Source organism: Cryptosporangium arvum DSM 44712, assembly GCF_000585375.1.
GTDB lineage: Bacteria > Actinomycetota > Actinomycetes > Mycobacteriales > Cryptosporangiaceae > Cryptosporangium > Cryptosporangium arvum.
The window spans coordinates 6,499,327-6,525,541 of record NZ_KK073874.1 but is presented as its reverse complement, the minus strand read 5'-3'; the positions used below and the strand labels follow the sequence as shown (position 1 = coordinate 6,525,541).

Annotated in this window: 20 protein-coding genes; 9 read left to right on the top strand and 11 right to left on the bottom strand. The window is 71.4% G+C overall.

The features are described 5' to 3' along the window. From CRYAR_RS29940 to CRYAR_RS29925, 4 genes are read right to left on the bottom strand one after another with little or no spacing between them, the layout of a single operon-like run. Entirely contained in the window at positions 1–2,022 is a 2,022-nt protein-coding gene (locus CRYAR_RS29940) for a beta-galactosidase (protein WP_035856669.1), read from the bottom strand. Next, positions 2,019–2,951: a carbohydrate ABC transporter permease gene (locus CRYAR_RS29935; RefSeq protein ID WP_084701101.1), complete on the bottom strand. Its 933-nt coding sequence runs from the start codon at positions 2,949–2,951 to the stop codon at positions 2,019–2,021. Before CRYAR_RS29935 ends, CRYAR_RS29940 begins: the two co-directional genes overlap by 4 nt. After that, the gene (locus CRYAR_RS29930; RefSeq protein ID WP_035856668.1) at positions 2,948–3,880 is read right to left on the bottom strand and encodes a carbohydrate ABC transporter permease; all 933 of its coding nucleotides are present in this window, start codon (positions 3,878–3,880) and stop codon (positions 2,948–2,950) included. Before CRYAR_RS29930 ends, CRYAR_RS29935 begins: the two co-directional genes overlap by 4 nt. A gap of 8 nt (positions 3,881–3,888) precedes the next feature. After that, positions 3,889–5,205 carry an ABC transporter substrate-binding protein gene (locus CRYAR_RS29925; protein ID WP_051571115.1) on the bottom strand — a complete coding sequence of 439 codons (1,317 nt, stop codon included), beginning with the start codon at positions 5,203–5,205 and terminating at the stop codon, positions 3,889–3,891. 318 nt (positions 5,206–5,523) lie between these two features. Between CRYAR_RS29925 and CRYAR_RS29920 the strand changes: the two genes are divergently transcribed. Further along, a complete protein-coding gene (locus CRYAR_RS29920) occupies positions 5,524–7,044 on the top strand; it encodes an AMP-binding protein (protein ID WP_035856667.1) in 1,521 nt (506 codons plus the stop codon). Between the two features lie 47 nt (positions 7,045–7,091). Here the strand turns inward: CRYAR_RS29920 and CRYAR_RS29915 are convergent, their stop codons facing one another. The 4 genes from CRYAR_RS29915 to CRYAR_RS29900 form a co-directional block, all read right to left on the bottom strand. Beyond that, positions 7,092–7,454 carry a hypothetical protein gene (locus CRYAR_RS29915; protein WP_157018173.1) on the bottom strand — a complete coding sequence of 121 codons (363 nt, stop codon included), beginning with the start codon at positions 7,452–7,454 and terminating at the stop codon, positions 7,092–7,094. 119 nt (positions 7,455–7,573) lie between these two features. After that, entirely contained in the window at positions 7,574–8,209 is a 636-nt protein-coding gene (locus tag CRYAR_RS29910) for an alpha-ketoglutarate-dependent dioxygenase AlkB (protein ID WP_035867985.1), read from the bottom strand. A 5-nt stretch (positions 8,210–8,214) separates the two neighbouring features. Further along, entirely contained in the window at positions 8,215–8,649 is a 435-nt protein-coding gene (locus CRYAR_RS29905) for a hypothetical protein (protein WP_035856665.1), read from the bottom strand. Next, positions 8,573–11,410: an NACHT domain-containing protein gene (locus CRYAR_RS29900; protein WP_051571114.1), complete on the bottom strand. Its 2,838-nt coding sequence runs from the start codon at positions 11,408–11,410 to the stop codon at positions 8,573–8,575. Before CRYAR_RS29900 ends, CRYAR_RS29905 begins: the two co-directional genes overlap by 77 nt. 106 nt (positions 11,411–11,516) lie before the next feature. Here CRYAR_RS29900 and CRYAR_RS29895 point away from each other — a divergent pair, with 106 nt between their 5' ends. Together CRYAR_RS29895 and CRYAR_RS29890 are read left to right on the top strand one after the other, a co-directional pair. Continuing rightward, positions 11,517–12,341: a methyltransferase domain-containing protein gene (locus CRYAR_RS29895; protein ID WP_035867972.1), complete on the top strand. Its 825-nt coding sequence runs from the start codon at positions 11,517–11,519 to the stop codon at positions 12,339–12,341. 155 nt (positions 12,342–12,496) lie between these two features. Continuing rightward, complete coding sequence (locus CRYAR_RS29890; RefSeq protein WP_035856664.1) at positions 12,497–13,792, top strand: MATE family efflux transporter; 1,296 nt, start codon at positions 12,497–12,499, stop codon at positions 13,790–13,792. A gap of 176 nt (positions 13,793–13,968) precedes the next feature. Here CRYAR_RS29890 and CRYAR_RS50385 read toward each other — a convergent pair whose 3' ends face one another. Beyond that, positions 13,969–17,307 (bottom strand): Hsp70 family protein, encoded by a 3,339-nt coding sequence (locus tag CRYAR_RS50385; protein WP_084701099.1) that lies wholly within the window; start codon positions 17,305–17,307, stop codon positions 13,969–13,971. A gap of 162 nt (positions 17,308–17,469) precedes the next feature. Between CRYAR_RS50385 and CRYAR_RS29880 the strand changes: the two genes are divergently transcribed. From CRYAR_RS29880 to CRYAR_RS29865, 4 genes are all read left to right on the top strand, one after another. Continuing rightward, positions 17,470–18,375 carry a DMT family transporter gene (locus CRYAR_RS29880; RefSeq protein ID WP_063725788.1) on the top strand — a complete coding sequence of 302 codons (906 nt, stop codon included), beginning with the start codon at positions 17,470–17,472 and terminating at the stop codon, positions 18,373–18,375. A gap of 208 nt (positions 18,376–18,583) precedes the next feature. Further along, positions 18,584–20,131, top strand: coding sequence for a DHA2 family efflux MFS transporter permease subunit (locus tag CRYAR_RS29875; RefSeq protein WP_035856663.1), 1,548 nt, complete (start codon positions 18,584–18,586; stop codon positions 20,129–20,131). Positions 20,132–20,251: 120 nt separating this feature from the next. Further along, positions 20,252–21,436, top strand: a complete 1,185-nt coding sequence (locus CRYAR_RS29870) for an acyl-CoA dehydrogenase family protein (protein WP_211247704.1) — start codon at positions 20,252–20,254, stop codon at positions 21,434–21,436. Further along, entirely contained in the window at positions 21,433–22,536 is a 1,104-nt protein-coding gene (locus CRYAR_RS29865; RefSeq protein ID WP_035856661.1) for an acyl-CoA dehydrogenase family protein, read from the top strand. Before CRYAR_RS29870 ends, CRYAR_RS29865 begins: the two co-directional genes overlap by 4 nt. A 40-nt stretch (positions 22,537–22,576) precedes the next feature. On the opposite strand, the gene CRYAR_RS29860 is transcribed toward CRYAR_RS29865, so the two are convergent. Further along, positions 22,577–23,584 carry a toprim domain-containing protein gene (locus CRYAR_RS29860; RefSeq protein WP_035856660.1) on the bottom strand — a complete coding sequence of 336 codons (1,008 nt, stop codon included), beginning with the start codon at positions 23,582–23,584 and terminating at the stop codon, positions 22,577–22,579. 45 nt (positions 23,585–23,629) lie between these two features. Here CRYAR_RS29860 and CRYAR_RS29855 point away from each other — a divergent pair, with 45 nt between their 5' ends. Together CRYAR_RS29855 and CRYAR_RS50380 are read left to right on the top strand one after the other, a co-directional pair. Next, positions 23,630–24,484 (top strand): acyl-CoA thioesterase, encoded by an 855-nt coding sequence (locus tag CRYAR_RS29855; protein ID WP_035867945.1) that lies wholly within the window; start codon positions 23,630–23,632, stop codon positions 24,482–24,484. Between the two features lie 77 nt (positions 24,485–24,561). Then, a complete protein-coding gene (locus CRYAR_RS50380) occupies positions 24,562–25,548 on the top strand; it encodes a hypothetical protein (protein WP_051571112.1) in 987 nt (328 codons plus the stop codon). A 158-nt stretch (positions 25,549–25,706) separates the two neighbouring features. On the opposite strand, the gene CRYAR_RS29845 is transcribed toward CRYAR_RS50380, so the two are convergent. Further along, positions 25,707–26,183 (bottom strand): Lrp/AsnC family transcriptional regulator, encoded by a 477-nt coding sequence (locus tag CRYAR_RS29845; RefSeq protein ID WP_035856659.1) that lies wholly within the window; start codon positions 26,181–26,183, stop codon positions 25,707–25,709. Positions 26,184–26,215: the final 32 nt, after the last annotated feature.

Genomic DNA, 26,215 nt, shown 5'->3' with positions numbered 1-26,215 from the left:
CTAAACGGCGATCCGGATCACGGCCACCGCGCCCGCGTCGACGAAATCGCTCTCCACCCAGTCCCGGCCGGTGAGAAGGTCACGTCCCCGCACCGGGATCGCGACCCCGGCGTCGGACCCGTTGATCGCGAACAGGTACCGGGCGTCGGCGCCGACCCGTTCGACCACGTCCAACCCCTCCGGCCAGTCCGCGATGGACAGTACGGGTTCGACGCCGGACGCCTCCATCAGCCGCCCCACCAGCGCGGCGTGGTTCGCGGCGTCCAGCTGCGTGCCGAGGTACCAGGCCTGGCCGTCGCCGACCGCGTTGCGGGTGAGCACCGGACGACCCGCGTGCGGGCCGTCGCCGTAGGTGGCGAGCACCTCGGCCGTGGTCGCGGTCGCCGCCTCGCTCCAGACCGTCCCGGTCGCGTGGTCGAGCCCGTCGATCCGGACGGGCTCCAGCAGCGGGTCGAACTCCTCCACCCGCACGCCGAGCAGGTCGCGGAACGCGCCCGGGTACCCGCCGAGCCGGATGTGGTCGTTGTGGTCCACGATCCCGGAGAAGTACGTGACCAGCGCGGTTCCGCCGGCCTCGACGAACTCGGTCAGGTTCGGCCCGGCTTCGCCGCCGGTCAGGTACAGCGTCGGCACGATGACCAGGCGGTAGGCCGACAGGTCGTGGTCGGGGTGCACGAAGTCGCAGGCCACCCCGCGCTCCCAGAGCGCCCGGTGGAACCGGCGCAGCTCAGCCAGGCCGGTGACCTCGACGCTGGGGTGCGAGTCGAGCTCGACGGCCCACCAGCTCTCCCAGTCGACGGTGATCGCGACCTGGGCGCGGACCGTCGAGCCGTTCACCTCGGCGAGGTGGTCGAGGTCGGTGCCCAGCTGCACGACGTCGCGCCACAGCTGGGAGTCCGTGCCCGCGTGCGGCACCAGCGCCGAGTGGAACTTCTCCGCGCCGGCCTTCGACTGCCGCCACTGGAAGAACAGCGCGCCGTCGGCGCCCCGGGCGGTGTGCGTGAGGCTGTCGCGGCGCAGCTGGCCGGGGAGCTTCGCCGGGTTGCGCGGCTGCCAGTTCACCGCGCTGGTGCTGTGCTCCATCAGCAGCCACGGCTCGCCGCCGGCCAGCGACCGGATCAGGTCGCCGGACATCGCGAGGTCGTGGGTGGCCCCACCCGGGCCGAGGCCCTCGACGATCCGGTAGTGGTCGTTGGAGATCAGGTCCTGCTCGGCGGCCCAGGCCCAGTAGTCCAGCGGCTTGAAGAACGTCATGAAGTTCGTCGTGACGGGCGCGTCGGACAGCTCGCGGAGGATCTCCGCCTCGGCCCGGAAACAGTCGAGCAGCTCGTCGGAGGAGAACCGCCAGTAGTCCAGCTGCTGGGTCGGGTTCGCGAACGAGTTGTACGCCGGGGTGCGGGGCGGGATGACCTCGGCCCAGTCGGAGTAGCGCTGGCTCCAGAACGCGGTGCCCCAGGCCTCGTTGAGGCTGTCGAGGTTCTCGTACCGGTCGCGCAGCCAGGTGCGGAACGCCTCGGCCGACGTGTCGCAGTAGCAGTGCCAGTTGTGGCAGCCGTACTCGTTGTGGACGTGCCACATCGTCACGGCCGGGTGATCGGTGTACCGCTCGCCGATCGTGCGGGTCAGCCGCGCGGTGGCCGTGCGGTAGTCCGGCGACGACGGGCAGAACGCCTGCCGCGCGCCGTACCAGCGCCGCTGCCCGTCGACGTCGACCGGCAGCGAGTCCGGGTACCGGCGGGCGAACCACGGCGGGGGACTGGCCGACGCGTTCGCGAGGTCGACCGCGATGCCGTTGTCGTGGAGCAGGTCAAGCACCCGGTCGAGCCAGCCGAAGTCGTACTCCTTCTCGGCCGGCTCCAGCTTCGCCCACGAGAAGATGCCCAGCGAGACCAGGTTGACCTTGGCCTCCTTCATCAGCGCGACGTCCTCGAGCCACACCGATTCCGGCCACTGCTCGGGGTTGTAGTCGCCGCCGTAGGCCAGCTTGCCGCCCAGGCGGGCGGTGACGGCTCGCAGCGTCATCCCTTGCTACCGCCGAGCGTGAGGCCGGCGACGAACTGACGCTGGAGCGCGACGTAGATGGCGAGCACGGGGATAGCGGTCAGCAGGGCACCGGCGGCGATCAGGTTGTCGTTCTGCGCGTACTGGCCGAACAGGTTGTTGATACCCGTGGTGACCGGGAGCCGGTCGCCGGTCTGGATGAACAACAACGCCCAGAAGAAGTCGTTGTAGATCCAGATGACCACGAGCGTGCCCAGCGCGGCCAGCGCCGGACGGCACAGCGGCAGGATGATCTTCCAGAACTGCGTCCAGACGCTGGCGCCGTCGACCATCGCGGCCTCGGTGAGCTCGCCCGGCAGCGCCTTCATGTAGTTGCTCAGCACGAACGTGCAGAAGCCCACCTGGAACGCGATGTTCGCGGCGATCACGCCGTAGTAGGTGTTCAGCAGCGACCCGGAGTCACTCACCGAGTACGGCAGCTCGAAGTGCTTGTACAGCTGGAACAGCGGCGCGGCGAGGATCTGCGGAGGGAGCAGGTTGCCCGCCGTGAACAGGATCAGCAGCGTGACGTTGAACTTCCACTTGAACCGCGACACCGCGAACGCGACCATCGCGGCGAACGTCAGCGTCAGGATCACGGCCGGGACCGTGATGATCGCCGAGTTCAGGAAGTACTTCGAGAACCCGCCCTGGTTCCAGGCGTTGGAGTAGTTCTCGAAGTTGAACGACCCGCCGACGCTCAGGTAGCCGTACTTCTGGGTGTCCTTCTCCGGCCGGAGCGACGTGTAGATCGTCCAGACCAGCGGGACGAGCCACAGGAACGCGGTGACGGTCAGGAACGAGTAGCTGAAGATCCGGCCGCCCCGGGTGAGCTTCGGCCCGCCCTCGGAGGTCTTGGCCCGCTTCAGGGGAGCGGTGGTCTCACCACCGGTTTCGGTGAGGACCGTCATGACTTCTCCTCGTTCCGGAAGGTCTGCCAGAGGTAGATGACGATCGGCACCAGCGAGATGACCAGCAGCACGGTCGCGATGGCCGCGCCGACGCCGATCTGGGTGCCCTCACCGACCAGGTTCTGGACGACGAGTGCGGACAGCAGCTCCAGGCCGTTGGTGCCGCGGTTGATCACGTAGACGATGTCGAAGGCGCGCAGGGCCTCGATGACCGTGATGACGACGACCACGATGTTGATCGGGCGCATCGCCGGGAACACGACCCGGAAGAACGTCTGCACGGCGTTGGCGCCGTCGATCGCCGCAGCCTCGCGCAGCGACGGGTCGACGCCCTTCAGACCGGCCAGGTACAGCACCATGATGTACCCGACGTGTTTCCAGGACGCCGCGACGAGAGCGGCCCAGAGGTTGATGCTCGAGTCGCCGAACCAGTCGATCTGGTCGGCCGTGCCCGCGGTGCCGAGCACGCTGTTGAGCAGGCCGGCGTCCGGGCTGTAGATCAGGTGCCAGATGATGCCGACGAGCGCGAGCGAGAGCATCACCGGGACGAAGAAGATGCTCTGGTAGATCCGCGAGCCCTTGAGGTTCTGGTCGAGCAGCACGGCGAGGAACAGGCCGACCGGCGTGGCGATCACCGCCAGGAACACCAGCCAGATGATGTTGTGCTGCACCGCCGGCCAGAACGGGGGGTACTCCTGCGTGATGAACTTGTAGTTGTCCAGCCCGGCGAAGCTGACTCCGCCGGGCTGGTCGATGTCGGTCCGGGCGTCGGTGAACCCGAGCAGGACCGAGAACAGCGCCGGCCCCCAGACCAGCAGTAGCTCGATCAGCGTCGGGATACCGACCATGAGCCCGAGTACGACGCGGTCGGTGCCGGTGAGTCGGCGCAATTTCTTGCGCTTGGCCACTGTGGCCTGAGGGGTCGTCATCGCTTGTCTCAGCTGCCGTAGATCTGCTTGGCCTGCGCCTCGAGGCTCTTGGTCACCGACGCGACGTTGCCGTCCTTGATGAACTGCTGGAAGGCCGGGAGCGCGGCGTTGTTCGCGAACGCGGGCTCGGCGTCGCGGTCGAGGAACTGCGAGATGTTCTTCGCCGCCCCGATGACCTCGGCCGACTTCTTCTGCAGCGCGTTGTACTTGCTCACGTCGGCGTCCTTGGCCGCCCCGACGTTGTTCGAGTCGATGGCCTGGTAGACGTCCTCGGCCTTACCGGTGGCCAGGTACTCCATCAGCTTGCGGGCGCTCTTGTTCTCGCCGCCCTTCTTGCTGAGCATGAAGCCGTCGATCGGGGCCTCGATCGCGTCCGCGCCGATCGTCGAGTCGATCTCCGGGAACGTGAAGAAGTCGATGTCGGTGTCGCCCTCGGGCCACTGCTGGCCGACGAACGAGCCGAGCAGGTACATGCCCGACTTCTTGGTGACGACGGTCTGCGCGGCTTCCTGCCAGGTGCGGCCCAGGGAGTCGGCGGACTGGTACGGGAAGATCGCCTTCCAGGTGTCGAAGACCTTCTTGACCTTCGCGTCTTCCCAGCTCTCCTTGTGCGCCATCAGGTCGACGTGGAACTGGTAGCCGTTGACGCGCATGTTCAGGTAGTCGAACGTGCCGAACGCCGGCCAGCCGTCCTTGTCGGCGAACGCGATCGGGTTGAGCCCGTCCGTCTTCATCTTCTTGGCCAGGGCGATGAGCTCGTCCCAGGTCTTGGGCTCGGTGTAGCCCTTTTCCTTCCACACGCTCGGGCGGTAGAACCAGCCCCAGGGGTAGTTGTAGAGCGGGATGAAGTACTTCTTGCCGTCGTCACCGGTCGAGGCGGTCTTGAACGCCTCGGAGAAGTTGCTGCCGACCTTCTCCCAGACGTCGTCGATCTCGGCGACCAGACCCTGCTTCGCGTACGACTTCATGCGGTAGCCGGCGAACCACGTGAAGGCGTCGTCCGGGCTGCCCTTGAGGTAGTTGTTGATGTTGTTCTGGAAGTCGTTGTGAGCGACGGTGTTGATCTTCACGTCCAGGTCGACGGCGCTCTTGGCCGAGGCCATCAGGGCGGCGTAGGCCTTCTTCGGCACCTCGTCGGATCCGTTCGAACCGAACGAGACGGTGCCGGTTCCGCTGCCGCCGTCGGAGCCGCTGTCGGCCCCGGTGCAGGCCGCGAGCAGCGGGGCGGCGGCGATCGCGCCGGCACCGAGCCCGGTGGCACGGAGGAGCGACCGGCGGCTCATCCCGGAGCGGCCGAGCAGTGAGTCAAGCGAAGGGGTGGGCATCAGTGCGCCTCCTTGCCGTGTGGATCACAACGGGATCCAACATTAGTGCGCACACTTCACCAGAACCCTTCGTAGTCGTCAACGGGTCCCGGTAACGTTTGCGCAACATGTATTAGCTGTCAGTGATCGCATGGTAACCACGAGCGAGCGTGTGGGGTGAACTGCCTCACTGGAACGAGCAAAGTCTGTTTTGCCCGTTGTCGATTTTTGGTTGTATGTAGTCGCGATCACGGGCACACCGCGTAACCAACTTCGGGTGCGTGGGGAGCCGTGCGCGATTACCTTTCGATCGATCGAGTTCGACGTCGGAGGTGGCGCGTGTTCTATCCCCTCAACGTGAAGGACTTTCTGGATCGGGCCGAAACGGTCTATCCCGACCGGATCGGTGTGACCGACGAACCGGCCCAACCGGCGCCGTCGCTGGGCCCGGTGTCGTACCGGTCGCTCGCCGGGATGGCCCGGAGCCAGGCGGCCTGGCTCGACGAGCTGGACGTCCCGGTCGGCGGCCGGGTCGCGATCGTGTCGCACAACGCCGGCCGCATGCTGACGTCGTTCTTCGGGGTCTCCGGCTGGGGACGCATCCTGGTGCCGATCAACTTCCGGCTCGGCGCCGAGGAGATCGGCTACATCGTGTCGCACTGCGGCGCCGACGTCCTGCTCGTCGACCCCGAGCTGCGCGGCCTGCTCGACTCGGTGCCGGTGAAACACACCGTGGTGCTCGGCGACGACGCGATGTTCACCGGGGGCGGTGAACCGCGGCCGTGGTCGGCCGACGAAGCCGCGACGTGCACGCTCAACTACACGTCCGGCACCACCGCCCGGCCGAAGGGCGTGCAGCTCACCCACCGGGCCAACTGGCTCAACGCGACCGTGTTCGCGCTGCACGCCGGCGTCACCGACCGGGACGTCTACCTGCACACGCTGCCGATGTTCCACGCCAACGGGTGGGGCATGCCGTACGCGATGACCGGGCTGGGCGTGCACCAGGTCGTGCTGCGCAAAGTGGACGGCGCGGAGATCCTGCGCCGGGTGCGTGACCACGGGGTGACCGTGATGTGCGCGGCGCCGGCGGTGCTGAACGCGGTGCTCGACGCGCTGGAGACCTGGGAGGGCGAGGTCCCCGGGCGCGACCGGGTGCGCGTGATCCTGGCCGGCGCGCCCCCGCCGACCCGCACGATCGAGCGGATCCGGTCCGATCTCGGCTGGGAGTTCATCCAGATCTACGGCCTGACCGAGACCTCCCCGCTGCTGACGATCAACCGGATGCGGGCCGAGTGGGACCCGCTGCCGGCCGCGGAACAGGCGCGGCTGCTGGGACGGGCCGGAGCGCCGGCGCTCGGGGTGCGCATCGAGGTCTCCGAGTCCGGCGAGGTGCTCTCGCAGACCAACCACAACCTCGACGCGTACTGGGAGAACCCGGCGGCCACGGCGGAAGCGCAGGCCGACGACTGGTTCCACACCGGCGACGGTGGCGCGTTCGAGGACGGCTACCTGTCGATCACCGACCGCAAGAAGGACGTGATCATCACCGGCGGCGAGAACGTGTCGTCGATCGAGGTCGAGGACGTGCTGAACTCGTTCGAGGCGGTGCGCGAGGTCGCGGTGATCGGTATCCCCGACGAGAAGTGGGGCGAGCTGGTCACCGCGTTGATCGTCACCGACGGCTCGCCGGTGACGGCCGAGGACGTGATCGCGTTCTGCCGGACGCGGCTGGCCGGGTACAAGACGCCGAAACGCGTGGAGTTCGTCGACGAACTACCGCGGACGGCGACCGGCAAGCTGCAGAAGTTCAAGCTCCGCGAGCCGTACTGGAAGGACCAGGGGCGCCAGGTGAACTGAACCGGAACGCCGGCGGCTCGGGGCGCCCCGAGCCGCCGGCGCTCACGTCAGCAGTTGTCCCGCCGTGCCCCCGTGAACCTCCGCTCCGGCTGGAGGTTGTCGATTTGCCGCTTGGCCGCGACCCGGAGGCTGAAGCTGGTGTTCGTCTCGAGTACGACCGCGAACGAGTTGTTGTTGAAGACCGATCGTGTGATCCGGACCGGTGAGATCGGCTCCGAGCCGCAGTCCCCGGGCAGATACCCGATTTCGATCCGCCGTCCGTCGCCGTCGGCCTGGCGGTAGAGGCAAAGGGTCTGCCCGTCGCATTCCCACGACCTGTCGACGGCCGGCACGGCCGCGGCGGCCGTGCCCGACGCGGTGATCGCCAGTACCGTGCCGGCGATTCCGAGCAATCTTCCGACTGAGCGCATTCGTGTTTCCCCCCGTAGCCGAACTGGCGTGGTACGGGGAAAGGTATAAAGCCGTCCGGGCGCGATCAAGGCGCCATGACCAGCGAAAACGCGACTAATCGACGGTAATGTTTTTCGGATTAAGCGACGTCGACGGGGCGGAACTGCACGCTCACCCGCGGGCCGGAGGAGCGGGTGGTTTTGGGAACGGAATGCTCCCAGGTGCGCTGGCACGAACCGCCCATGACGATCAGGTCACCGTGCCCGACCGGGAAGCGCAGGCTCGACCCACCACCGCGCGGGCGCAGGAGCAAAGGCCGCGCCGACCCGAACGACACGATCGCGACAATCGTGTCGCTGTGCGCCGAGCGCCCCAGCGTGTCGCCGTGCCAGGCGACGCTGTCGCGCCCGTCCCGGTAGAGGCACATCCCCGCGGTGACGAACGGCTCGCCCAGTTCGTCGGCGTAGTGCGCGGTGAGCTGATCGCGGGCGTCGGTCAGGAGCTCGTGCGGGAGTGGTTCCCCGACGCCGTACCACCGCAGGAGCCGGGGGACCTCGACCTCACGGTCGTACATCTCGCGCCGCTCGGCCCGCCAGTCGACCTCGGACAGCAGCGTTTGGAACACCGCGTCGGACCCGCGTACCCACCCCGGCAGGTGATCCACCCAGGCGCCGGCCGACAGTTCGTGCCGCCGGACCCGCCCCTCGAGCGGGCCGAGCCGGGCATCGGTGTCGGCGAGCTCCAGGATCGAGGGCTGGTACGCGATCGCGGTCATGCCGTTCACTCTACTTCATTTATCGAACGCCCGTGCGAAAGTATCCCCTCCACCCACGGGGGCACCGGTAGCCCTTCGCCCGCGAACGCGCGCCGGAACACCTCGTCGGCCCCGATCGGCCACGGGGCCCCCAACCGGTCGTGCCCTCTGCGCATCAGGTGCGGTCCGACGTCGTTGCCCGCGGTCGACGCCACGATCCGGGCGAACAGGGGCAGGTCGTCGGCGAGTTCGTCGATGTCGAGGATCCGGTCCGAGTCGCGCAAGGCGAGGAATCGGAACGCGTCGGGTTCCTGAGCCAGTTGGCGCAGCACGGCGTGCCGGTAGGGCCGCGCGGTGGCGTGGCGCAGAGCCGTGTGGAACAGCTCACCGCGGATGTCGCGGCCGTGCTGCTCGGCCGGAACGAGCAGCAGTTGCTGGAGAAGGGTCGCCGGGTCCAGCACGACTGGTGTGTGAGCCGGGGTCGCCGGCACGATGTCGGCCTGGGGCCACGCCGCCATCGAGCCGTAGACGGCCTCGCGGAAGTCGATCGACGTCTGGTAGAACGCCGCCCGTCTCAGCGTCTCGCCGAAGGGCGAGTCGGCGGGGAGCACGACGTCCGGGATGCACCAGTCGGTGCCGCTGGACGGAGGGGTCGTCGGTGGGCCAGGGGAGGGATTCGTAGACGCTGACGGGGGACGCGTCCTCCACCCGGACCTCGAGCCAGGTGGGGTCGGTGTCGTAGCGCCACCCGACCCGCAGCCAGCGCCAGATCCGGCCGCCGTCCGAGAGGTCGAGCTGGCTGCGCCAGAGCAGGGAGAGCTGCCGCCACGCCTCCGGCGACGGACCGCCGGCCAACTCGTCGGCACGGACCGGGCCGTCGGCCAGTACCACCGCGAAAAACACGAGGTTCGCGGAGAACGCGGCGTGCCGGGCCGCGAACGGTTTGCGCCGGGGCTCGTACTCGGCCCCGGACCACGTCGGCTGGGGGAACCCGGCCTCCGGTAACAGCTCGAGCGCGAGCTCACGGCACTCCGCCCGCCGCGCCGCCGGCAGCGCACCGAGCAGACCCCGGACGAAGTCCCACAGCGGCGCGCGCCGGGTCACGGTCACGAACGACGTCGCCGCGTACAGGAAGCCGGCGTCCAGCGCGGTGCGGTACCGGCGCCCACGCTGGTGCTTCCACTCGTCGGTGAGGTCGACGAGCGCGTCGACGATCAGCCGGGCGGCGAGGTAGTCGCCGAACGTCGCGTGCAGGAACTCGAAGCTGCGTTCCGGGGCGCCGGTGTCCCGCGTCGCCCGGGATTCGTGCACGAAGAAGAACCGGCCGACGAGCAGTTGGCTCGCGCTCAGCGTGCGGCCGGGGTCGGCCGGCCCGGCCATGAGGTCGTCGTCGGCCAGCAGCCGCGGGAGGTCCCGGTCGAGTTCCGCCTCCAGGATGACGTCGCCACCGCGGTTGAGGATCGCCAGCGCGACCGCCCCGAGCCGTCGCCACTCCCGCTGGACGTCCGGCCCCCGGTCGCCCGCGGACCGCCGTTTGTCCACCTCCCGCTCGATGAAGTCGGCGAACAACCGCTCGTACAGCTCGACGCGCCCCAGCCCGCTGCCGGCCCGCTGCAGCGCGTTCGCCCCGGCGTCGTACAGCGCCAGCAGGAGCAGCAGCAACGGTTGGCCGGCCAGCTCTCCGTGCGCGAGCACGACGTCGACCGGCAGCGGTCGCAGTCCTCGTGACGCGAGGCCCGCGCGGTTGCCCGCGTTCCAGGTCTCGAGCCACCGTTCGACCTGTACCTCGTCGAACGGCGCGATCCGCACGACGACGGTGCCGGTGGGGAAGCGCGCCCGGTCGGCGACCACGGTGCGGCTGGTCACCAGCACCGCGACCAGCCGTCCCAGCTCGGCTTCGCGCTCCTGGAAGGCCTGGGCCTCCTCCAGGTAGTCGGCCCGGTTGAGCCCGGTGGCCTGGAGGAGCTCGTCGAAGCCGTCCAGGATGACGACCGGCAGGGCCGGCCTCGCGCGGCGCGCGAGCTCCGGCCAGGAGACCGCTTCGCCGAGCGACTGCCGCAGGGCCTGCTCGATCTGGGTCTGGATCGAGGTGTCGCCGGGCACGGTACGCAGCTCGACGCGGACCGCGAGGAACCCGGCGTCGGTGAGCCGGGCCGCGAGCGTCGTCGTCAGCGCCGACTTGCCCGACCCCGGATGGCCGAGGACGACGGTCGGCGCGGTGAGCGCCGCCGGCGTGGTGAGGTGGCCGAGGACGAAGTCCGGGACGCTGCCCACCGGCCCTGCGCCCGCCCACCATTCCTCAGTGGCCGGTCGGCTGCCCGCGGTGGTCTCGGCGACCCGGCCGCCCGGGTCGACGTAGCTGTCACGCAGGCGGGGGAGCACGACGTGGTCGGGAACCCGGTCGGAGGCGAGGATCGGCCGGTCGAGCCGGTTGCGGTGCTGGATCTCGAGGCCGGAGCGGACGGCGTCGGCCGGGCTCGGCGCGGTCATCAGCGTGTGGATCTCGGCGAGGTCGGACCGGAGCGCGCCGGTGCTCGTCCGCACCACCTCGCGAGTGGCCCGGGCATCCACGGTGGCCGCCCAGACCCGGAACTCCGGTACCTCGCCGGCGAGCGTCCGGAACGCCGCGTCGTAGCGGGCGAGCGCCCCGCGCTTCACCGGCGTCAACGATCGGACGTCGTCCAGCCGCCCGTCGAACGCGCGCAGGCCGCGCAGGAACTGGTGCACCGAGTAGGTGAACGCGGAGTAGTAGTCGGCGAGGTGCTCGGCCAGCACCTCGGCCGGACGGGCCGGGGACGGGATCGGCAGCGAGGCCTCGAGCAGGGCGCTGACCAGCGCTGCGTGACCGGTGCCGGTGGCGAGCCCGGTTTGTTCGGCGGCGGTCAGCTCGGCCGCGTCCAGATCCAGGCCCAGATCGGCGAGGACGTCGTCGAGCGCCTCGAAGAACGACGTCACCACGAGGACGCCGTGGGCGGCGACCAGGCGCTCGGTGCGGTCGAAGCGGGACAGGCCGCCGAGCCGCTCGCGCAACCCGGTGACCGCGGTATGGCCCCAGCGCACCAGCTGGTCACGTAACGCGAAGAAGTCGATGGTGCCGACGCTGGCCGCGGTGACCACTCCCGCGCCCGCACCGGCCAGGTGGCCCAGCGCGGTGACCGCGGGGCTCTCCGGCTCGCCGATCAGGCGGACGGCGTCGGCGTAGGTGAGCGTGCGACGGCGCATCCACGGACGGTAGCGGAGCCGCTACGCCGCTCGGGTGAAACTGGATACCCGCGTGATTTCGCTGTGATCGGTATGACATTTTCGTGTCGTGACAGCGAACGGCGATATCGACGACTACCGCAGCCTCAACCGGGCGAGCTGGGACGACCGCGCGGCGGCGCACGCGGCCTCCCAGGACTACGACGTCGACCGGTTCCGGGTCGATCCCACGTTCCTGAGCCGGGTCGTGCAGTTCGACCAGGAACGGCTCGGGGAGGTCGCCGGGCTCGACGGGCTGCACCTGCAGTGCCACATCGGCACCGACACCCTGTCGCTCTCCCGGCTCGGCGCGCGGATGACCGGCCTCGACTTCTCCGGCGGCTCCCTCGAGCAGGCGCGCGGCCTCGCCGAGGAGACCGGCGCGAAGATCGAGTACGTGCAGTCCGACGTGTACGAGGCGGTCGAGGCCCTCGGTGCCGAGCGGTTCGACTTCGTGTTCACCGGCGTCGGCGCGCTCTGCTGGCTGCCCGACGTCCGGCGCTGGGCCGCCGTCGTCGCGCGGTTGCTGCGCCCGGGCGGACGGCTGTTCATGCGCGAGGGCCACCCGGTGCTGTGGGCGCTCGACGACGACCGGCGCGACGGCCGGCTCGTGCTCCGGTACCCGTACTTCGAGCGCGCCGAGCCGGTGGTGTGGCACGACGAGGGCACCTACGTGCAGACCGACACCCAGTTCATCAACAACACGGTGCACAACTGGAACCACGGTCTGGGTGAGGTCGTCACCGCGTTGCTCGAGCAGGGCCTGACGCTGACCCAGCTGGTCGAGCACGACTCGGTGCCGTGGGAGCCGTTCCCCGGCCTGATGGAGAAGACCGGCGGTGAGTACCGGATGGCCGACCGGCCGTGGCGTGCGCCGATGACCTACACCGTGCAGGCCGTCAAACCCCGGTGACGCTTCCTGGGGGCGGCGCCGGCGACGGCGAGGGGAGCGCCGCCGAGGGTGTGGTTCCGGGTGGTTCCGGGCCGGATGTTTCTGAGCCGGGTGTTTCTGAGCCGGGTGTTTCTGAGCCGGGTGTTTCGGGGGCGGGTGTTTCTGGGGCGGATGGGGTGGCGCCGCCGGCGGGGCGGGTGGTGCGGCTGGCCGCGTCGGCGTTCGTCGTCCTCGCGGCCGAGCCGATCTTCCTGCTCGTCGATACCGCGGTCGTCGGGCACCTCGGCCGGGTGGCGCTGGCCGGCCTCGGCGCCGGCGGCACGCTGATGGGCCTGCTCGCGATCGTCGGCACGACGCTGGCCTACGGCACCACCGGCCGTGCGGCCCGCTGGTTCGGCGCCGGGCAGCGCGACCGCGCCGTGGGGGAGGGCGTCCAGGCCTCCTGGCTGGCGCTGCTGATCGGCACGCTCGGCGTGCTGGCCGGCCAGGTGCTGGCGCCCTGGGCCACCCGGCTGATCGCCGGTGACGGCGCCGTCGCCGAGGCGGCTGAGTCCTGGCTGCGCATCGCGGTCCTCGGTCTCCCCGGAATCCTGCTGGTCTTCGCTGGCAACGGCTGGCTGCGCGGCGTCCAGGACACCCGCACGCCGGTCGTCGTCGTGGTGATCGCGAACGTCGTCTCGGCGGCGGCGTCACCGGTGCTGGTGTACCCGGTCGGGTTGGGCCTGGAGGGGTCGGCCTGGGCGAACGTCGTCGCGCAGTGGCTCGGCGGCGGGCTGTGCCTGTGGGCTCTGGTGCGCGAGCGGGTACCGCTGACTCCGCAGTGGCCGGTGATGCGCCGGCAGCTGCTGGTGAGCCGAGACCTGGTCGTGCGGGCCGCGGCCTTCCAGATCGCGTTCCTCACCGCGGCGGCGGTGGCGGGCCGGTCCGGTGCCGCCCAGCTCGCGGCGCACCAGGTCGGGCTCCAGCTCTGGAACCTGGCCGCGCTGCTGCTCGACTCGTTCGCGATCGCGGCCCAGTCGCTGGTCGGGGCCGCCCTCGGCAGCGGTGACGTCGGCGCGGCCAAGGCCACGGCCTGGCGGGTCGGCCGGTTCGGCCTGGTCGCCGGGGTGGTGTTCGCCGGGGTGTTCGGGCTCGCCTGGTTCGTGGTGCCCGCCGTGTTCACCGACGACGATGCCGTGCGCGAACAGCTGGGCGTGCTCTGGCCGTTCCTGGTGGCGATGGTGCCGATCGGCGGCGTGGTGTTCGCGCTGGACGGCGTGTTGCTCGGCGCCGGGGACAACGCGTTCATCCGGAACGTGACGGTGGGTTCGGCGCTGCTGGGGTTCGTCCCGGTGACGGTGGCGGCGGCGGTGTTCGGCTGGGGTCTGGCCGGTGTCTGGGCCGGCCTGGCGGTGTTCGTCACGGCCCGTTTCGCGGGCATGACGTGGCGCACGCGCTCCGGGGTATGGGCGCGCGTGGGAACGTCGATCTGACCCGACGTGAGATCGGGCGTCGGATCAGGGGCGCCGGATCAGGGGCGTGCGGATCGGGGCGTGCCGGATCGCGGCGTGCCGGATCGGGGGCACGCCGGATCGGAGCGTCGGATCGGGGCGCCGGATCGCGGCGCGTCGATCGGGGCGCGTCGATCGGGGCGTCGGGCCGGGTGGCGTCAGATCGGGTGGACGCGGGCCGTGGTGTCGTGGCTGCCGGTGACCAGGGCGCGGGCATCGGGGGCGAAGGCCACTGACGTCAGCGCCGCGGTGTGGCCGCCGATCGGGGCGGTGAGCGCCCGGCCGCTCATCACGTTCCAGAGCCGGGCCGTGCCGTCGATGCCCGCCGTGGCCAGCGCCCGGCTGTCGGGGCGGAACGCCACCGCGGTGACCGCGCCCGAGTGACCGGCCAGTCGCTCGCCGAGCGGACGCCCGCTGTCGGCCTCCCAGAGCCGGGCCGCGCCGTCCACACCCGCCGTGGCGAGGATCCGTCCGTCCGGGCTGAAAGCGACCGAGTGCACGAGACCGTGGCCGGACAGGCTCGCGAGCAGACGGCCCGTCTCGACGTCCCAGATCCGGACCGTCTGGTCGAAGCTGCCGGTCACGACGCGACGGCCGTCCGGGTGGAACGCGACCGCACGGACGACGTCGGTGTGCCCGGTGAGGGTGCCGACGGTCGCGCCGGAGCGGATGTCCCAGAGGCGGACGGTGTGGTCGAAGCTGCCGGTCGCGATGCGGACACCGTCGCGGTGGAAGGCGACCGCGCGGACCATGTCGGTGTGGCCGGTGAGGTTCGCGAGCTCGGTGCCGGTGGCGGGGTTCCAGATGCGGACGCTCAGGTCGTCGGCGACGCTGGCCAGGCGGGAACCGTCCGGACTGGACGCCAGCCCGTTGACGCGCGCGGTGTGGCCGGTGAGGGTGACGATGCGGCGACCGGTCGCGAGGTCCCAGATGCGGACCGTGCGGTCGGCTCCGGCGGTGGCCAGGCGGGTGCTGTCCGGGCTGATCACCAGACTCGAAACCGGTCCGTCGTGGCCGCGGAACTCCACGGACTCACCGGTCTGGTGCATGGTGCGCACCTGCACGGTCGGTTTGCCGGTGTCAGGGCCGGCGCTGACGGGGGCAGCGCTGACGGGGGCGGCGTTGTGTGGGGCGGCGTTGTGTGGGGCGGCGTTGTGTGGGGCGGCGCTCAGGGGCGGGGCACTGGCGGGGGCCGCGCTCAGGGGCGCGGCGCTGACCGGCGCGGCGCTGACGGGGATCGCGCTGACGGGTCGGGCGTTCACTGCTGCTGCTCCGACGGCGGCGCTGCTCACCGGGGCCGCACCCACTGCCGGGCCGCTGACGGGAGCCGCACCGGCGGCGCGAGCAGTTCCAGATGCCGGGCCGCTGACCGGGGCTGCGCCCGCTGGGCCGTTGATCGGGCCGGCGCCGCTCACGGGGGCCGCGCTTCCGGCTGGGCCGCTCACGGGGAACGCGCCGGCCGCTGGGCCGCTCACGGGGAACGCGCCGGCGGCTGGGCCGCTCACGGGGGCCGCACCGGCGGCCCGAGCTGCGCCTGCCGCCGGGCCGCTGACGGGGGCCGCACCGGCGGCGCGACCTGCTCCGGAGGCCGGGCCGCTCACCGGCGCCGCACCGGCGGCTGGGCCACTCACCGGCGCGGCGCCGCCGGCTCGGCCGCTCACGGGGGCCGCGCTGGCCGCTGAGCCGCTGATCGGGGCTGCTCCGGCAGCTGGGCCGCTGACCGGGGCCGCACTGGCGCCTCCGCCGCTGATCGGGGCTGCGCCGGCGGCTGGGCCGCTCACCGGGGTGGCGTGGAACGGGCTCGCGCTGACCGGGGCGGCAGGGGAGGAGCTGTAGGGAGCGGGAGCGGCTTCGGCGGAGCGGAAGTCGCGCTCGCCGCGCGCCACTCCCGGCGCGGCCTGGGGCTCGGGGTAGGGCATCGTGGGCTGCGCGGGGCGCCAGCCACCCGGGTGGTTCGCCGCTCGGGGCGGGAACGGCGGCCCCGAGTGCGACACGGGCGCGGGCTGGTTCGCCGGCGGCCGAGGCCCCGGATACTGCGGACCCCCCGCCCCGTGCTGCGGCCCGCCCGGCAAATGCCCCCCATGCGGGCCTCCCCCGTGCGGGCCTCCCCCGTGCGGGCCGCCCCCGTGTGAGCTGCCCCCGTGTGAGCTGCCCCCGTGTGAGCTGCCCCCGTGCGGGCCTCCCCCGTGCGAGCCGACCCCGTGTGAGCCGCCCCCGTGAGCGGCCGCTCCCGGGGAAGCCGCACCCGGAGAGGGAGCCCCGTGCGACGGAAAGCCGGGCGAAGGAGCCCGGTACGGAGGCGCCGACGCGGGCGGTGCGGAGTACTGCGCCGGCACCTGCTGGGGCGGTCCCGACCGCGGGCCGGGGAACGGCGGCGCCGAGGCCGGCGGAACCCCACCCACTGGCGCGGCGTCGAACGCGCGTACCCGCAGCGCCCCTTCCGCCACGATCAGCTCCGGCTGTTCCAGCACCGTGGGCGCGACCCCGAGCGTCCGGTGCAGCATGGTCGCCACCAGCGGAATCCTCGTCGAGCCACCCACCAGGAACATCGCCGACAGATCGCCGGGGGTGAGCCCGGCCTCGCGCAACACGCCCTGCACGGACACGATCGTCCGCTCCACCAGCGGGCGCGTCAGCGCGTCCAGCTCGGTGCGCGTCAGCGGGATCTCGTCGTCGATGAGCGGCACCGGGATCAACGTCGACGCGGCCGAGGAGAGCAGTTCCTTCGCTCCGCGCACGTCGTCCTGGAACAGCCACCGCGCCCGGCGCTCGGCGGCGGTGTCGGGGGAGGTCAGCGCGCGCCACGCGTCGGGCTTGCGTTTCTGCACCACCGCGCCGACGTGGGTGAGGATCGCGTGGTCGATGTCCAGGCCGCCGGCGTCGACGAGCCCGTCGGTCGCCCGGACGTCGTACCCGGATGCGGTCCGACGCAGCACGGTGGCGTCGAACGTGCCGCCGCCCAGGTCGTAGACCAGCGCGTTCCCGCCGATCGGCAGCCGCGCCCCGTGCACCTCGGCGAACGCCGCCGCGGCCGCCACCGGCTCGGGCACCAGCCCGACGGCCTGCGCCGGCCATCCCGCCGCGACCGCCGACCGGCGCAGCAGATCGCGCCGGGCGCCGCCCCACACCGCGGGGTGGGTGATGCGGATCTCGTCCGGCGCCGCCGCCCCGGTGACCCGCCGGGTCTCGTCCGCGACCCGGCGCAGCACGGCGGCGAACAGCTCCACGACCTCGTACTCGCCCGCGCCGAGCAGCACGACCCCGTCGTCGATCCGGCGCTTGGGGTTGGGCTCGAACCCGTCGGGGTGCAACCGGGCGGTGTGCAGCGCGGCTCGTCCGACGAGCAGTTCTTTCGCGGGCGTCGCGCACACCGCCGACGGGAGCTGCGGCTGGCCGTCCACCAGCAGCGGGTTGACCCGGCCGTCGGACCGGGCGAGGACCGCCACCGTGTTCGATGTCCCGAAGTCGACCCCTAGCCGAGTTCCCGCTGCCGCCACGCGGTCACCTTAGGCCGCCGTTCGCGTGTCCGGAGGCGCACCGGCTGTCTGTTTGGCGACTCTGCCCGCCCGGAGAATCCCACCACCGCCAGACATCGAAAGCCGACGGACAGCCGGCCCGCCTCCGATCGGCCGCCCGCTCGCGGCCCCTATCGTCGAGCCGTGTCCCGTCGCGGTTGGCTGCTGTTCGTCGTCATGAGCATCGTCTGGGGCATTCCCTACCTGCTCATCAAAGTCGCGGTGGAGGACGTCGCGGTCCCGGTCGTCGTGTTCGCCCGGGTGGCGATGGGCGGCCTGCTGCTGCTCCCGTTCGCGCTACGCAACGGCGGGGTCCGCACGGTGCTGCGGCGGTGGCGCCCGGTGGTCGCGTTCACGCTGCTGGAGCTCGTCGGCCCCTGGTTCTTCCTCACCGACGCCGAACGCACGCTGCCGAGTTCGCTGGCCGGCCTGCTGATCGCGACGGTCCCGGTCCTCGGCGCGATCGCGGTCCGGCTCACCGGGGGCACCGAGCGGCTGGGCCGCACGCGGCTGGCCGGTCTGCTCGTCGGGCTGGGCGGGGTGGCGGTGCTCGTCGCACCCACCCTGCGGGGCGGCGACGCCTGGCCGACCGTCGAGGTGCTGCTCACCGCAGTGGGGTACGCGGTCGCGCCGCTCATCGTCATCCGCTACCTGGACGACGTGCCGGGCCTGCCGCTCACGGCGGTCTCGCTCAGCCTCGCGGCGCTGCTCTACGCGCCGGCCGCGATCGTCACCTGGCCCGACACCCGGCCCGAGCCGTCGGTGCTCGGTGCGATCGCCGCGCTCGGCCTCGTCTGCACGACGGCGGCGTTCCTGGTGTATTTCGCGCTGATCCGCGAGGTCGGGCCGGTACGCGCCACCGTGTTCACCTACGTCAACCCGGCGGTCGCCGTGCTCGCGGGCGTCGTCGTGCTGGGGGAGCGCCTGACGCTGTTGATCGGCGTCGCGTTCGTCCTGATCCTGATCGGTTCGGTGCTGGCGACGTCACGCGAGCGGCCGTCGACCCCGGCGGTGACGGGCGGGAACGCGGTCGGAAGCGGCGTGGGGTAGCGTCGGCCCAGATTGTTTGGCTGATGCAAGGAACCTGCCGATAGTGGGAATACGCCGCTCGGCCGGGCCGGTTGTTCATCCGGGCGTCGATGCTGTGACGGATCGTCACTTTATTTTGGTTTTGGTTCCGTGCATCGATGCAGTAAGAATCTAACGAGCGTAAAATTAATCCACCCTGCCTTACGGATCGGCACGAGGGAAAGTACTCATGGCAGACGTAGCCACGGCCAACGACGACAAGATCACACCCGACATACTCAAGGTGGCCGGGGTTGTCGTCCTCGGCGCCATCATGTCGATTCTCGACATCACGGTCGTCAACGTCGCTCTGCCGACGTTCCAGACCGAGTTCGGCTCGGTCGACGAGCCGCTGTCGTACGCGCAGGTCGCCTGGACGGTGACCGCCTACACGCTGGCTCTGGCCACCGTGATCCCGCTCACCGGGTGGGCCGCCGACCGGTTCGGCACCAAGCGCCTCTACATGACGGCGATCGCGCTGTTCACCGCCGGCTCCGCGCTCTGTGCCGCCGCCTGGAACATCGAGGCGCTGATCGGCTTCCGCGTGCTGCAGGGCCTCGGCGGCGGAATGCTGATGCCGCTCGGCATGACGATCATGACCAGGGCCGCCGGCCCGAAGCGCATGGGTCGGCTGATGGCCATCCTGGGCGTGCCGATGCTGCTCGGCCCGATCGGTGGGCCGATCCTCGGTGGCTGGCTGATCGACGCCGCGAGCTGGCACTGGATCTTCCTGATCAACGTCCCGATCGGTATCGGCGCGCTGATCTACTCCCAGCTCGTGCTGCCGTCCGACTCGCCGCAGCCGTCCGAGTCGTTCGACTTCGTCGGCATGCTGATGATGTCGCCGGGTCTCGCGCTGTTCCTCTACGGCGTCTCGTCGATCCCGGAGGCCGGCACGATCACGGCCAACAAGGTCTGGATTCCGGCCCTGGTCGGCATCCTGCTGGTGATCGGGTTCGTCATCTACTCGTTCAAGCCCCAGCACCCGCTGCTCGACCTGCGCCTGTTCAAGAACCGGAACCTCACGGTCAGCATCATCACGATGTTCCTGTTCGCGGTCGCGTTCTTCGGTGGCCTGCTGCTGGTGCCGACGTACTTCCAGCAGATCCGCGGTGAGTCCGTGCTGATGGCCGGTCTGCTCGTCGCCCCGCAGGGTCTGGGCGCGATGGTCACGATGCCGATCGCCGGTGCGCTGTCGGACAAGATGCCGGTCGGACGCATCGTGCCGTTCGGCATCATCGCGATCGTCATCGGCATGTACGGCCTGACCGGGATCGAGGCCGACACCTCCTACGGGGTGCTGATCGCGTGGCTGTTCGTGCTCGGTCTCGGCATGGGCCTCACGATGATGCCGATCATGACCAGCGCGCTGCGGACGCTGACCAACAGCGAGGTGGCGCGCGGTTCGACGCTGCTGAACATCACCCAGCAGATCGCCAGCTCCGTCGGCGTCGCGCTGATGTCGGTGCTGCTCACCAACGGCCTCAAGGACTCGCAGCTCGCGCTGCCGGCGATCGCCGCGCAGCAGGACCCGCGGATCGTCCAGCAGGTCGGCGGCCCGGAGGCCGTCGCCAAGGGTCTGCAGGAGGCGGCGGAGGCGTTCGCGCACACCTACTGGGTGGCGCTGGCGCTCTGCGTGGTGACGCTCGGAGCGGCGTTCTTCCTGCCCCGCAAGCGGGAGGAGTCGCACCTCCTCGACGACGAAGCCGAGGGTGCACCCCCGGTGATGATGCACTAGCGCACCGTTTTCGATGGCCCGCAGCGTCCGCTGCGGGCCATCGCTGTCGGTGGACGGCGAACGTCTGTTAACTTCGGGCGGACGGGTACATAACTACCCGCCACCGGGAAGGAGACGCTGTTGTCCTCCGAGCAGCTCAACGACGCGATCGACGCGTTACTCCGCGAGCATCCACCCGCCACCACCGACCCGCACGAGTTCTTCGGCGCGCGGTTCGACGCCGGTCTCGCCTGGGTCTGGGTGGACCCGGCCGACGGTGGTCGCCACGCCGACCCCGCCCTCCAGGGTCTCGTCGAACAGCGCCTGACCGAGGCCGGGGCACCGCATCCGGGCTCGTACAACCCCATCGGCATCGGCATGTGCGGCCCGACGATCCTGGCCCACGGCACGCCCGAGCAGCGCGCGCGGTACCTCCGGCCGCTCTACACCGGCGAAGAGGTCTGGAGCCAGTTGTTCAGCGAGCCCTCCGCCGGGTCCGACGTGGCCGGCCTCGCCACCAGGGCCCGCCGGGACGGCGACGACTGGATCCTCGACGGCCAGAAGGTGTGGACCTCGTTCGCGCACCTCGCGAGCCGCGGTCTGATCCTCGCCCGCACCGACCCCGACGTCCCGAAGCACCGCGGCATCACCGCGTTCCTCGTCGACATGAAAGCGCCGGGAGTCGACGTACGGCCGCTCCGGCAGATGACCGGCGCCGCCGAGTTCAACGAGGTGTTCTTCGACAGCGTGCGGGTGTCCGACAGCGACCGGCTCGGTGACGTCGGCGACGGCTGGCGGGTCGGTACGACGACGCTGATGAACGAGCGCGTCTCGCTCGGCGGCGCGATCGCGACCCGCGACGAGCCCGGCGCCGACCTCCTCGAGGGCTACCGCGTCGCGGCCTCCCGCGGCGAGGGCAACCCGGTGCGCCGCGACCAGGCGGTGCGCCTCTGGATCGAGGCGAACGTCAACTACCTCACCGCGGTGCGCGCGGCCGCCGCCGGCAACCGCGGCACACCAGGCCCGGAGGGGTCGGTGCTGAAGCTGACCTCGGCCGAGTTCAACCGGCGCGCGGCCGAGTTCCAGCTGGACCTGCTCGGCTCGTCCGGCACGCTGATCCCCGACTACGAGATGCGCCGCCCGACGCTGCCCTACGGCAGCAACGGGATCCCGTCGACGCAGACCGTGTTCCTGCGGACGCGCGCCAACACCATCGAGGGCGGTACGTCCGAGGTGCTCCGCAACATCCTCGGGGAGCGAGTGCTCGGTCTGCCCGGCGACGTACGGGTCGACAAGGGCGTGGCCTGGAAGGACGTGCCGCGATGAGCATTTTCTCCCCGGAACAGGAAGAACTGCGCACGACGGTGCGGACGTTCCTCGAGCGCACCTCGCCCGAGTCGTCGGTGCGCCGGTTCATGGAGACCGACGAGGGCTACGACCCGGCGGTGTGGAAGCAGCTGAGCGAGCAGCTCGGACTGCCCGGGCTCCACATCCCGGAGGAGTACGGCGGCTCCGGCTTCGGTTTCGTCGAGCTGTGCCTGGTGCTCGAGGAGATGGGGGCGGCGCTGCTACCGTCGCCGTTCCTCGCCTCCGCCGTGCTCGCCGCGTCCGCCCTGCTGGCGTCGGACGACGAGGAGGCGAAGAAGGAGCTCCTGCCGGGCATCGCGAGCGGCTCGACGATCGCGACGCTGGCCTACGCCAACGACACCGGCCAGTTCGACGGCGCGGTGGAGGCCAGGAGCACGCCGGCCGGGTACACGCTGAGCGGTTCACGGCACTTCGTGCTCGACGGCGCACTCGCCGACCTGCTTCTCGTGGTGGCGTGCGCGGACGCCGGGCCGTCGCTGTTCGCGGTCGAGAAGGGCGCCGCCGGGGTGTCGGCGCATCCGCTGTCCACGATGGATCTGACCCGTAAGCAGGCCGACCTGGTGTTCGACGAAGTGTCGGCCCGGTTGATCGGCACCGAAGGCACGGCCGACGAGATCCTCGACCACGTGCTGCGCCTGGCCTGCGTGGCACTGGTGAACGAGAGCGTCGGGGGAGCGCGCGCCGTCCTCACGCAGGCGACGACGTACGCACGCGAGCGGCTCCAGTTCGGGCGCCCGATCGGCTCGTTCCAGGCGATCAAGCACAAGTGCGCCGACATGCTGGTCGCGGTGGAGGGATCCCGCTCGGCGGCCTACCACGCGGCGGCGGTGGCCGCGTCCGGCGAGGCGTCCCTGGCCACCGTGGCGTCGCTGGCGAAGGCGTACGTCGGCGAGGCGTACTTCGCGGTGGCGGCGGAGAACATCCAGGTGCACGGCGGGATCGGGTTCACCTGGGAGCATCCGGCGCACCTGTACTTCAAGCGCGCCAAGTCGTCGCAGCTGCTGTTCGGTGATCCGCTGCACCACCGGACGCTGCTGGCCGAGCGCTTCGGCCTCTAGCTCCGGGGAGGGCGCGCGGGAATCCGCGCGCCCTCCCCGATCAGGGCGGGTAGATGCTGTCGGCGGTCGTCGCGCCGTCGATGCCGAGGCGGACGCTCAGCGAGTGGGCGATCGCGGGGATCAGGGGAGCGTCGCGAGGAGCCCGTTCCGTCGAGCGGCGGAGCAGGGCGCCGGCGGCACGCAGCGCGGTGACGCGCCCTTCGATCTCGTCCAGACGGCGGCCGGCCAGACCGAAGCCGACCCGGGCCGCCAGCAGGGACGTGCGACACCGCCGCAGCACACGATCGGCGCCCTGCGGCCCGGAGCGGGCCACCAGCGCCGCCGGGTCGGTGCCCGGCGGCAGCACGATCGCGTCCACCGGCCCGGCCCAGTCGTACAGCAGCTGGTACGCCCGGTCAGCGGCCCGCCGACCGGCGGCATCGGGGTCGAAGCACACGATCACCGCCGTGCCGGGCGCGACCGCCGAGGCCAGCAACTCCACCTGCCCACCGGTGAGCGCCGTCCCGCAGGTGGACACCGCCGCCCAGCGCCCCTCCGCTCCCACCGGCAACCGGGAGAGCGCGACCGCGTCGGCCGGCCCCTCCACCACCAGCACCGCCGCCGGCGCCTCCCCACCCGTCACCCGCTCGGTCAGCGCGTAGAGGTGGTTGCTCTTGGTGTAGAGCGGCGTCGTCGCGCTGTTGCGGTAGCGCGGTACGCGGGGGTGGCCGGACAGGTCGCGGCCCACGAAGCCGCGTACCCGGCCGTCCGACCCGCGGACCGGGAACATCACGCGGTTGCGGAACGCGTCGGTCAGCCGGCCGCCGTAGGGCACGGCCAGGCCCGCGGCGACGAGTTCGTCGTCGGTGTGGCCGAAGCGGCGGAGGTGGTCGAGCAGGGCGGTGCGGCCCCAGGGTGCGTAGCCCAGCCGCCAGGGCCGCGCGCGGGCCAGCGCCCGGGGGATACCTCGGCTGCGCAGGTAGTCCACGGCCGGGCCGCACGCGAGGCGGGCGAGCTGGCCGGCGTAGAACGCGGCGGCTCGCTGGTGCGCCTCGAGCAGGCGATCCATGGCTCTATTGTCTCGTACATTCGTTCGAATGGCATCGTAGTGCGGGTGGCGACCATCCATGAGGTCCTGGAGATCGAACGCATCGAGGACGACATCTTCCGGGGGAGCACCCCTGACACGTTTCTCCAGCGGACGTTCGGTGGTCAGGTCGCGGCCCAGGCGCTGGTGGCCGCGGTCCGCACGGTCGCCGACGGCTACATCGTGCACTCGCTCCACGGCTACTTCATCCGGCCCGGCAAACCCGACATCCCGACCGTCTACCTCGTCGACCGCATCCGGGACGGGCGTTCGTTCGCCACCCGCCGGGTCACCGGGGTGCAGGGCGGCAAGGCGATCTTCTTCATGTCGGCGTCGTTCCACGTGCAGGACGAGGGTCCGGAGCACCAGGACTCGATGCCGGACGTGCCGTTCCCGGAGGACCTGCCCGACCCCACCGGCGTGCAGGGCGAGATCGCGGCGTGGCACGCGCGCGAGTGGCCCGACTGGGACCTGCGGTCGGTGCCGGCCTCGTCGGTGGCGCGGGTGCCGGGCGCGGCGGCGCAGCAGCAGATCTGGATCCGGTACCGCCACACGCTCCCGGTGGACCCGGTGTTCCACGTCTGCGTGCTGACGTACCTGAGCGACATGTCGCTGCTCGGCTCGGCCCGGGTGCCGCATCCGCACGCGGAGACCCAGGGCGCGTCGCTGGATCACGCGCTCTGGTTCCTGCAGCCGTTCCGGGCCGACGACTGGCTGCTGTACGACCAGACCTCACCGGCGGCGGGGTCCGGGCGCGCGCTCACCCAGGGGCGCATCTTCGACCGGCGCGGACGGCTCGTCGCGGCGGTGACGCAGGAGGGGCTCATGCGCTACGTGCGTGAGTCCGAGCCCCGTGGGGCCACCACTGCGGGCCAGGCCTGACCCCGGGATCTTTACTCGGCGGAGGAGGCGGGTACTCCGGTCTCGACCGAAACACTTCGAGATGGACGGAGGCCGCCATGTCGACCGGGCTCACCATCGCCCTCATCGTGGTTGTGCTCTTAGCCCTGGTCGTCGCAGCGGTAGTGATTCCGCGCCAGCGTCGGGCCAAGGCGGAGCAGCGCCGGCTGAAGGCGCAGGAGCACCTCGAGGAAGCCAAGGCACGGGCGGCGCGGGCCGAGGCCGAGCGTGCGGCCGCCGCGCAGCAGATCGCTCAGGCGAAAGCGCGCCGGGCCGAACTGGAGCGCGAGCTCGCGCGGGAGGAGCGCGAGGCCGCCGAGCGCACCCGCCGGGCCGACAGCGAGCACGCCGAGGCCGAGCGGCTCGCCCAGCAGGCGCGCAAGCTGGCGCCGGATCTCGACCCCGACGGTGCCCCCGGGGACGGTCGTATCCACGATGTGGACACCGCGCACGAGAACGCGTTGCGTGAGGACCGCGTGCACGTCGACCGCGGCCGTCGCCGCACCGGCCACACCGCCGCGCCCGCCGACGCCGGTCGCGCGGACGCTCGCGACGCCGAGCGCACCGCGCCCGAGCGCACCGCGCCCGCGCGGACCCGGCTGCTCCGTGGCCGTGACCGTCGTGACGAGGTCGCCGCCGGCCCCGCCACGGACGAGGTCACCGCCCGCACCGACACCCCCGTCGCCGACGACGGCCGCGACGGCTACACCCGTGAGCGCATCGCCCGCGTCGAGCGCGACCGCGAGGCCCGCGACGCCGCCGCCCGCGAACACACCGCCCACGACGCCACTGACGACGAGCGGCCCGTCCGCGACGAGCGGTCCGCCCGCGACGAGCGGGTGGCCGTGAACGACGGCGTCACCCCCGTGACCGACCGCGCCACCCCCGTCGACGACGGCAACAACGGATCCACCCCCGTCGACCACACCGCCCCGGCGCGGGACGACCGTGACCCGGCCGACCGCGAAGGCGCCGGCCACGGTGGCCTGGGCAGCCGGCTCACCAGCCGCCTGAGCCGCTTCCGCCGCGAACACAGCGAGCACTGACAGCACTGACCACCCGCCTCACCGGCCCGGGAACCCGACCATGGGTTCCCGGGCCGTCCCACGTCCGCCCGGAAACCGCGACCGCTGAACCCGCTCCCGCCACCGCGATGCCTCGCTCCCGCCATCGCGGTGCCGCGAGAAGCCGGAACGACCGACCACTACTCCAGCGACCGAGCGAGCAGCGGGCCCATCCGATGCGGAATCAGCTCCCTCGCCGCCAGGCTCGTGCTCGTCCGCATCACCCCGTACGACCCCACGATCAGCCGCGTCACCCGGTGCAGGTCCTCCGGATCCACCGCCACCACCCGCGCGATCAGGTCCGCGTCCCCGGTCACCGCGTGCAACTCCAGCACCTCGGGAATCGTCGACAGCGCCTCCACCGTCGGGTCCAGCTCTCCCTGACTGATCTGGATCGAGACGAACGCCAGCATCTGGTACCCCAGCGAATCCAGTCGCAGCCGGCTCGACGGCGGCGCCAGCGACCCGTCCGACTCCAGCCGCCGCTGCCGGCTCTGCACCGTGTTGCGCGCGAACCCCAGCTCGTCCGCCAACGCCGTGGTGGTGGCGAGCGGCGCGGCGTCCAACGCCAGCAGGATGGCCGCGTCGGTGCGGTCGACAATGCGCGTTTCGCTCAACAGTCAGCCCTTCGAGCGTCGATCAGGAAGCA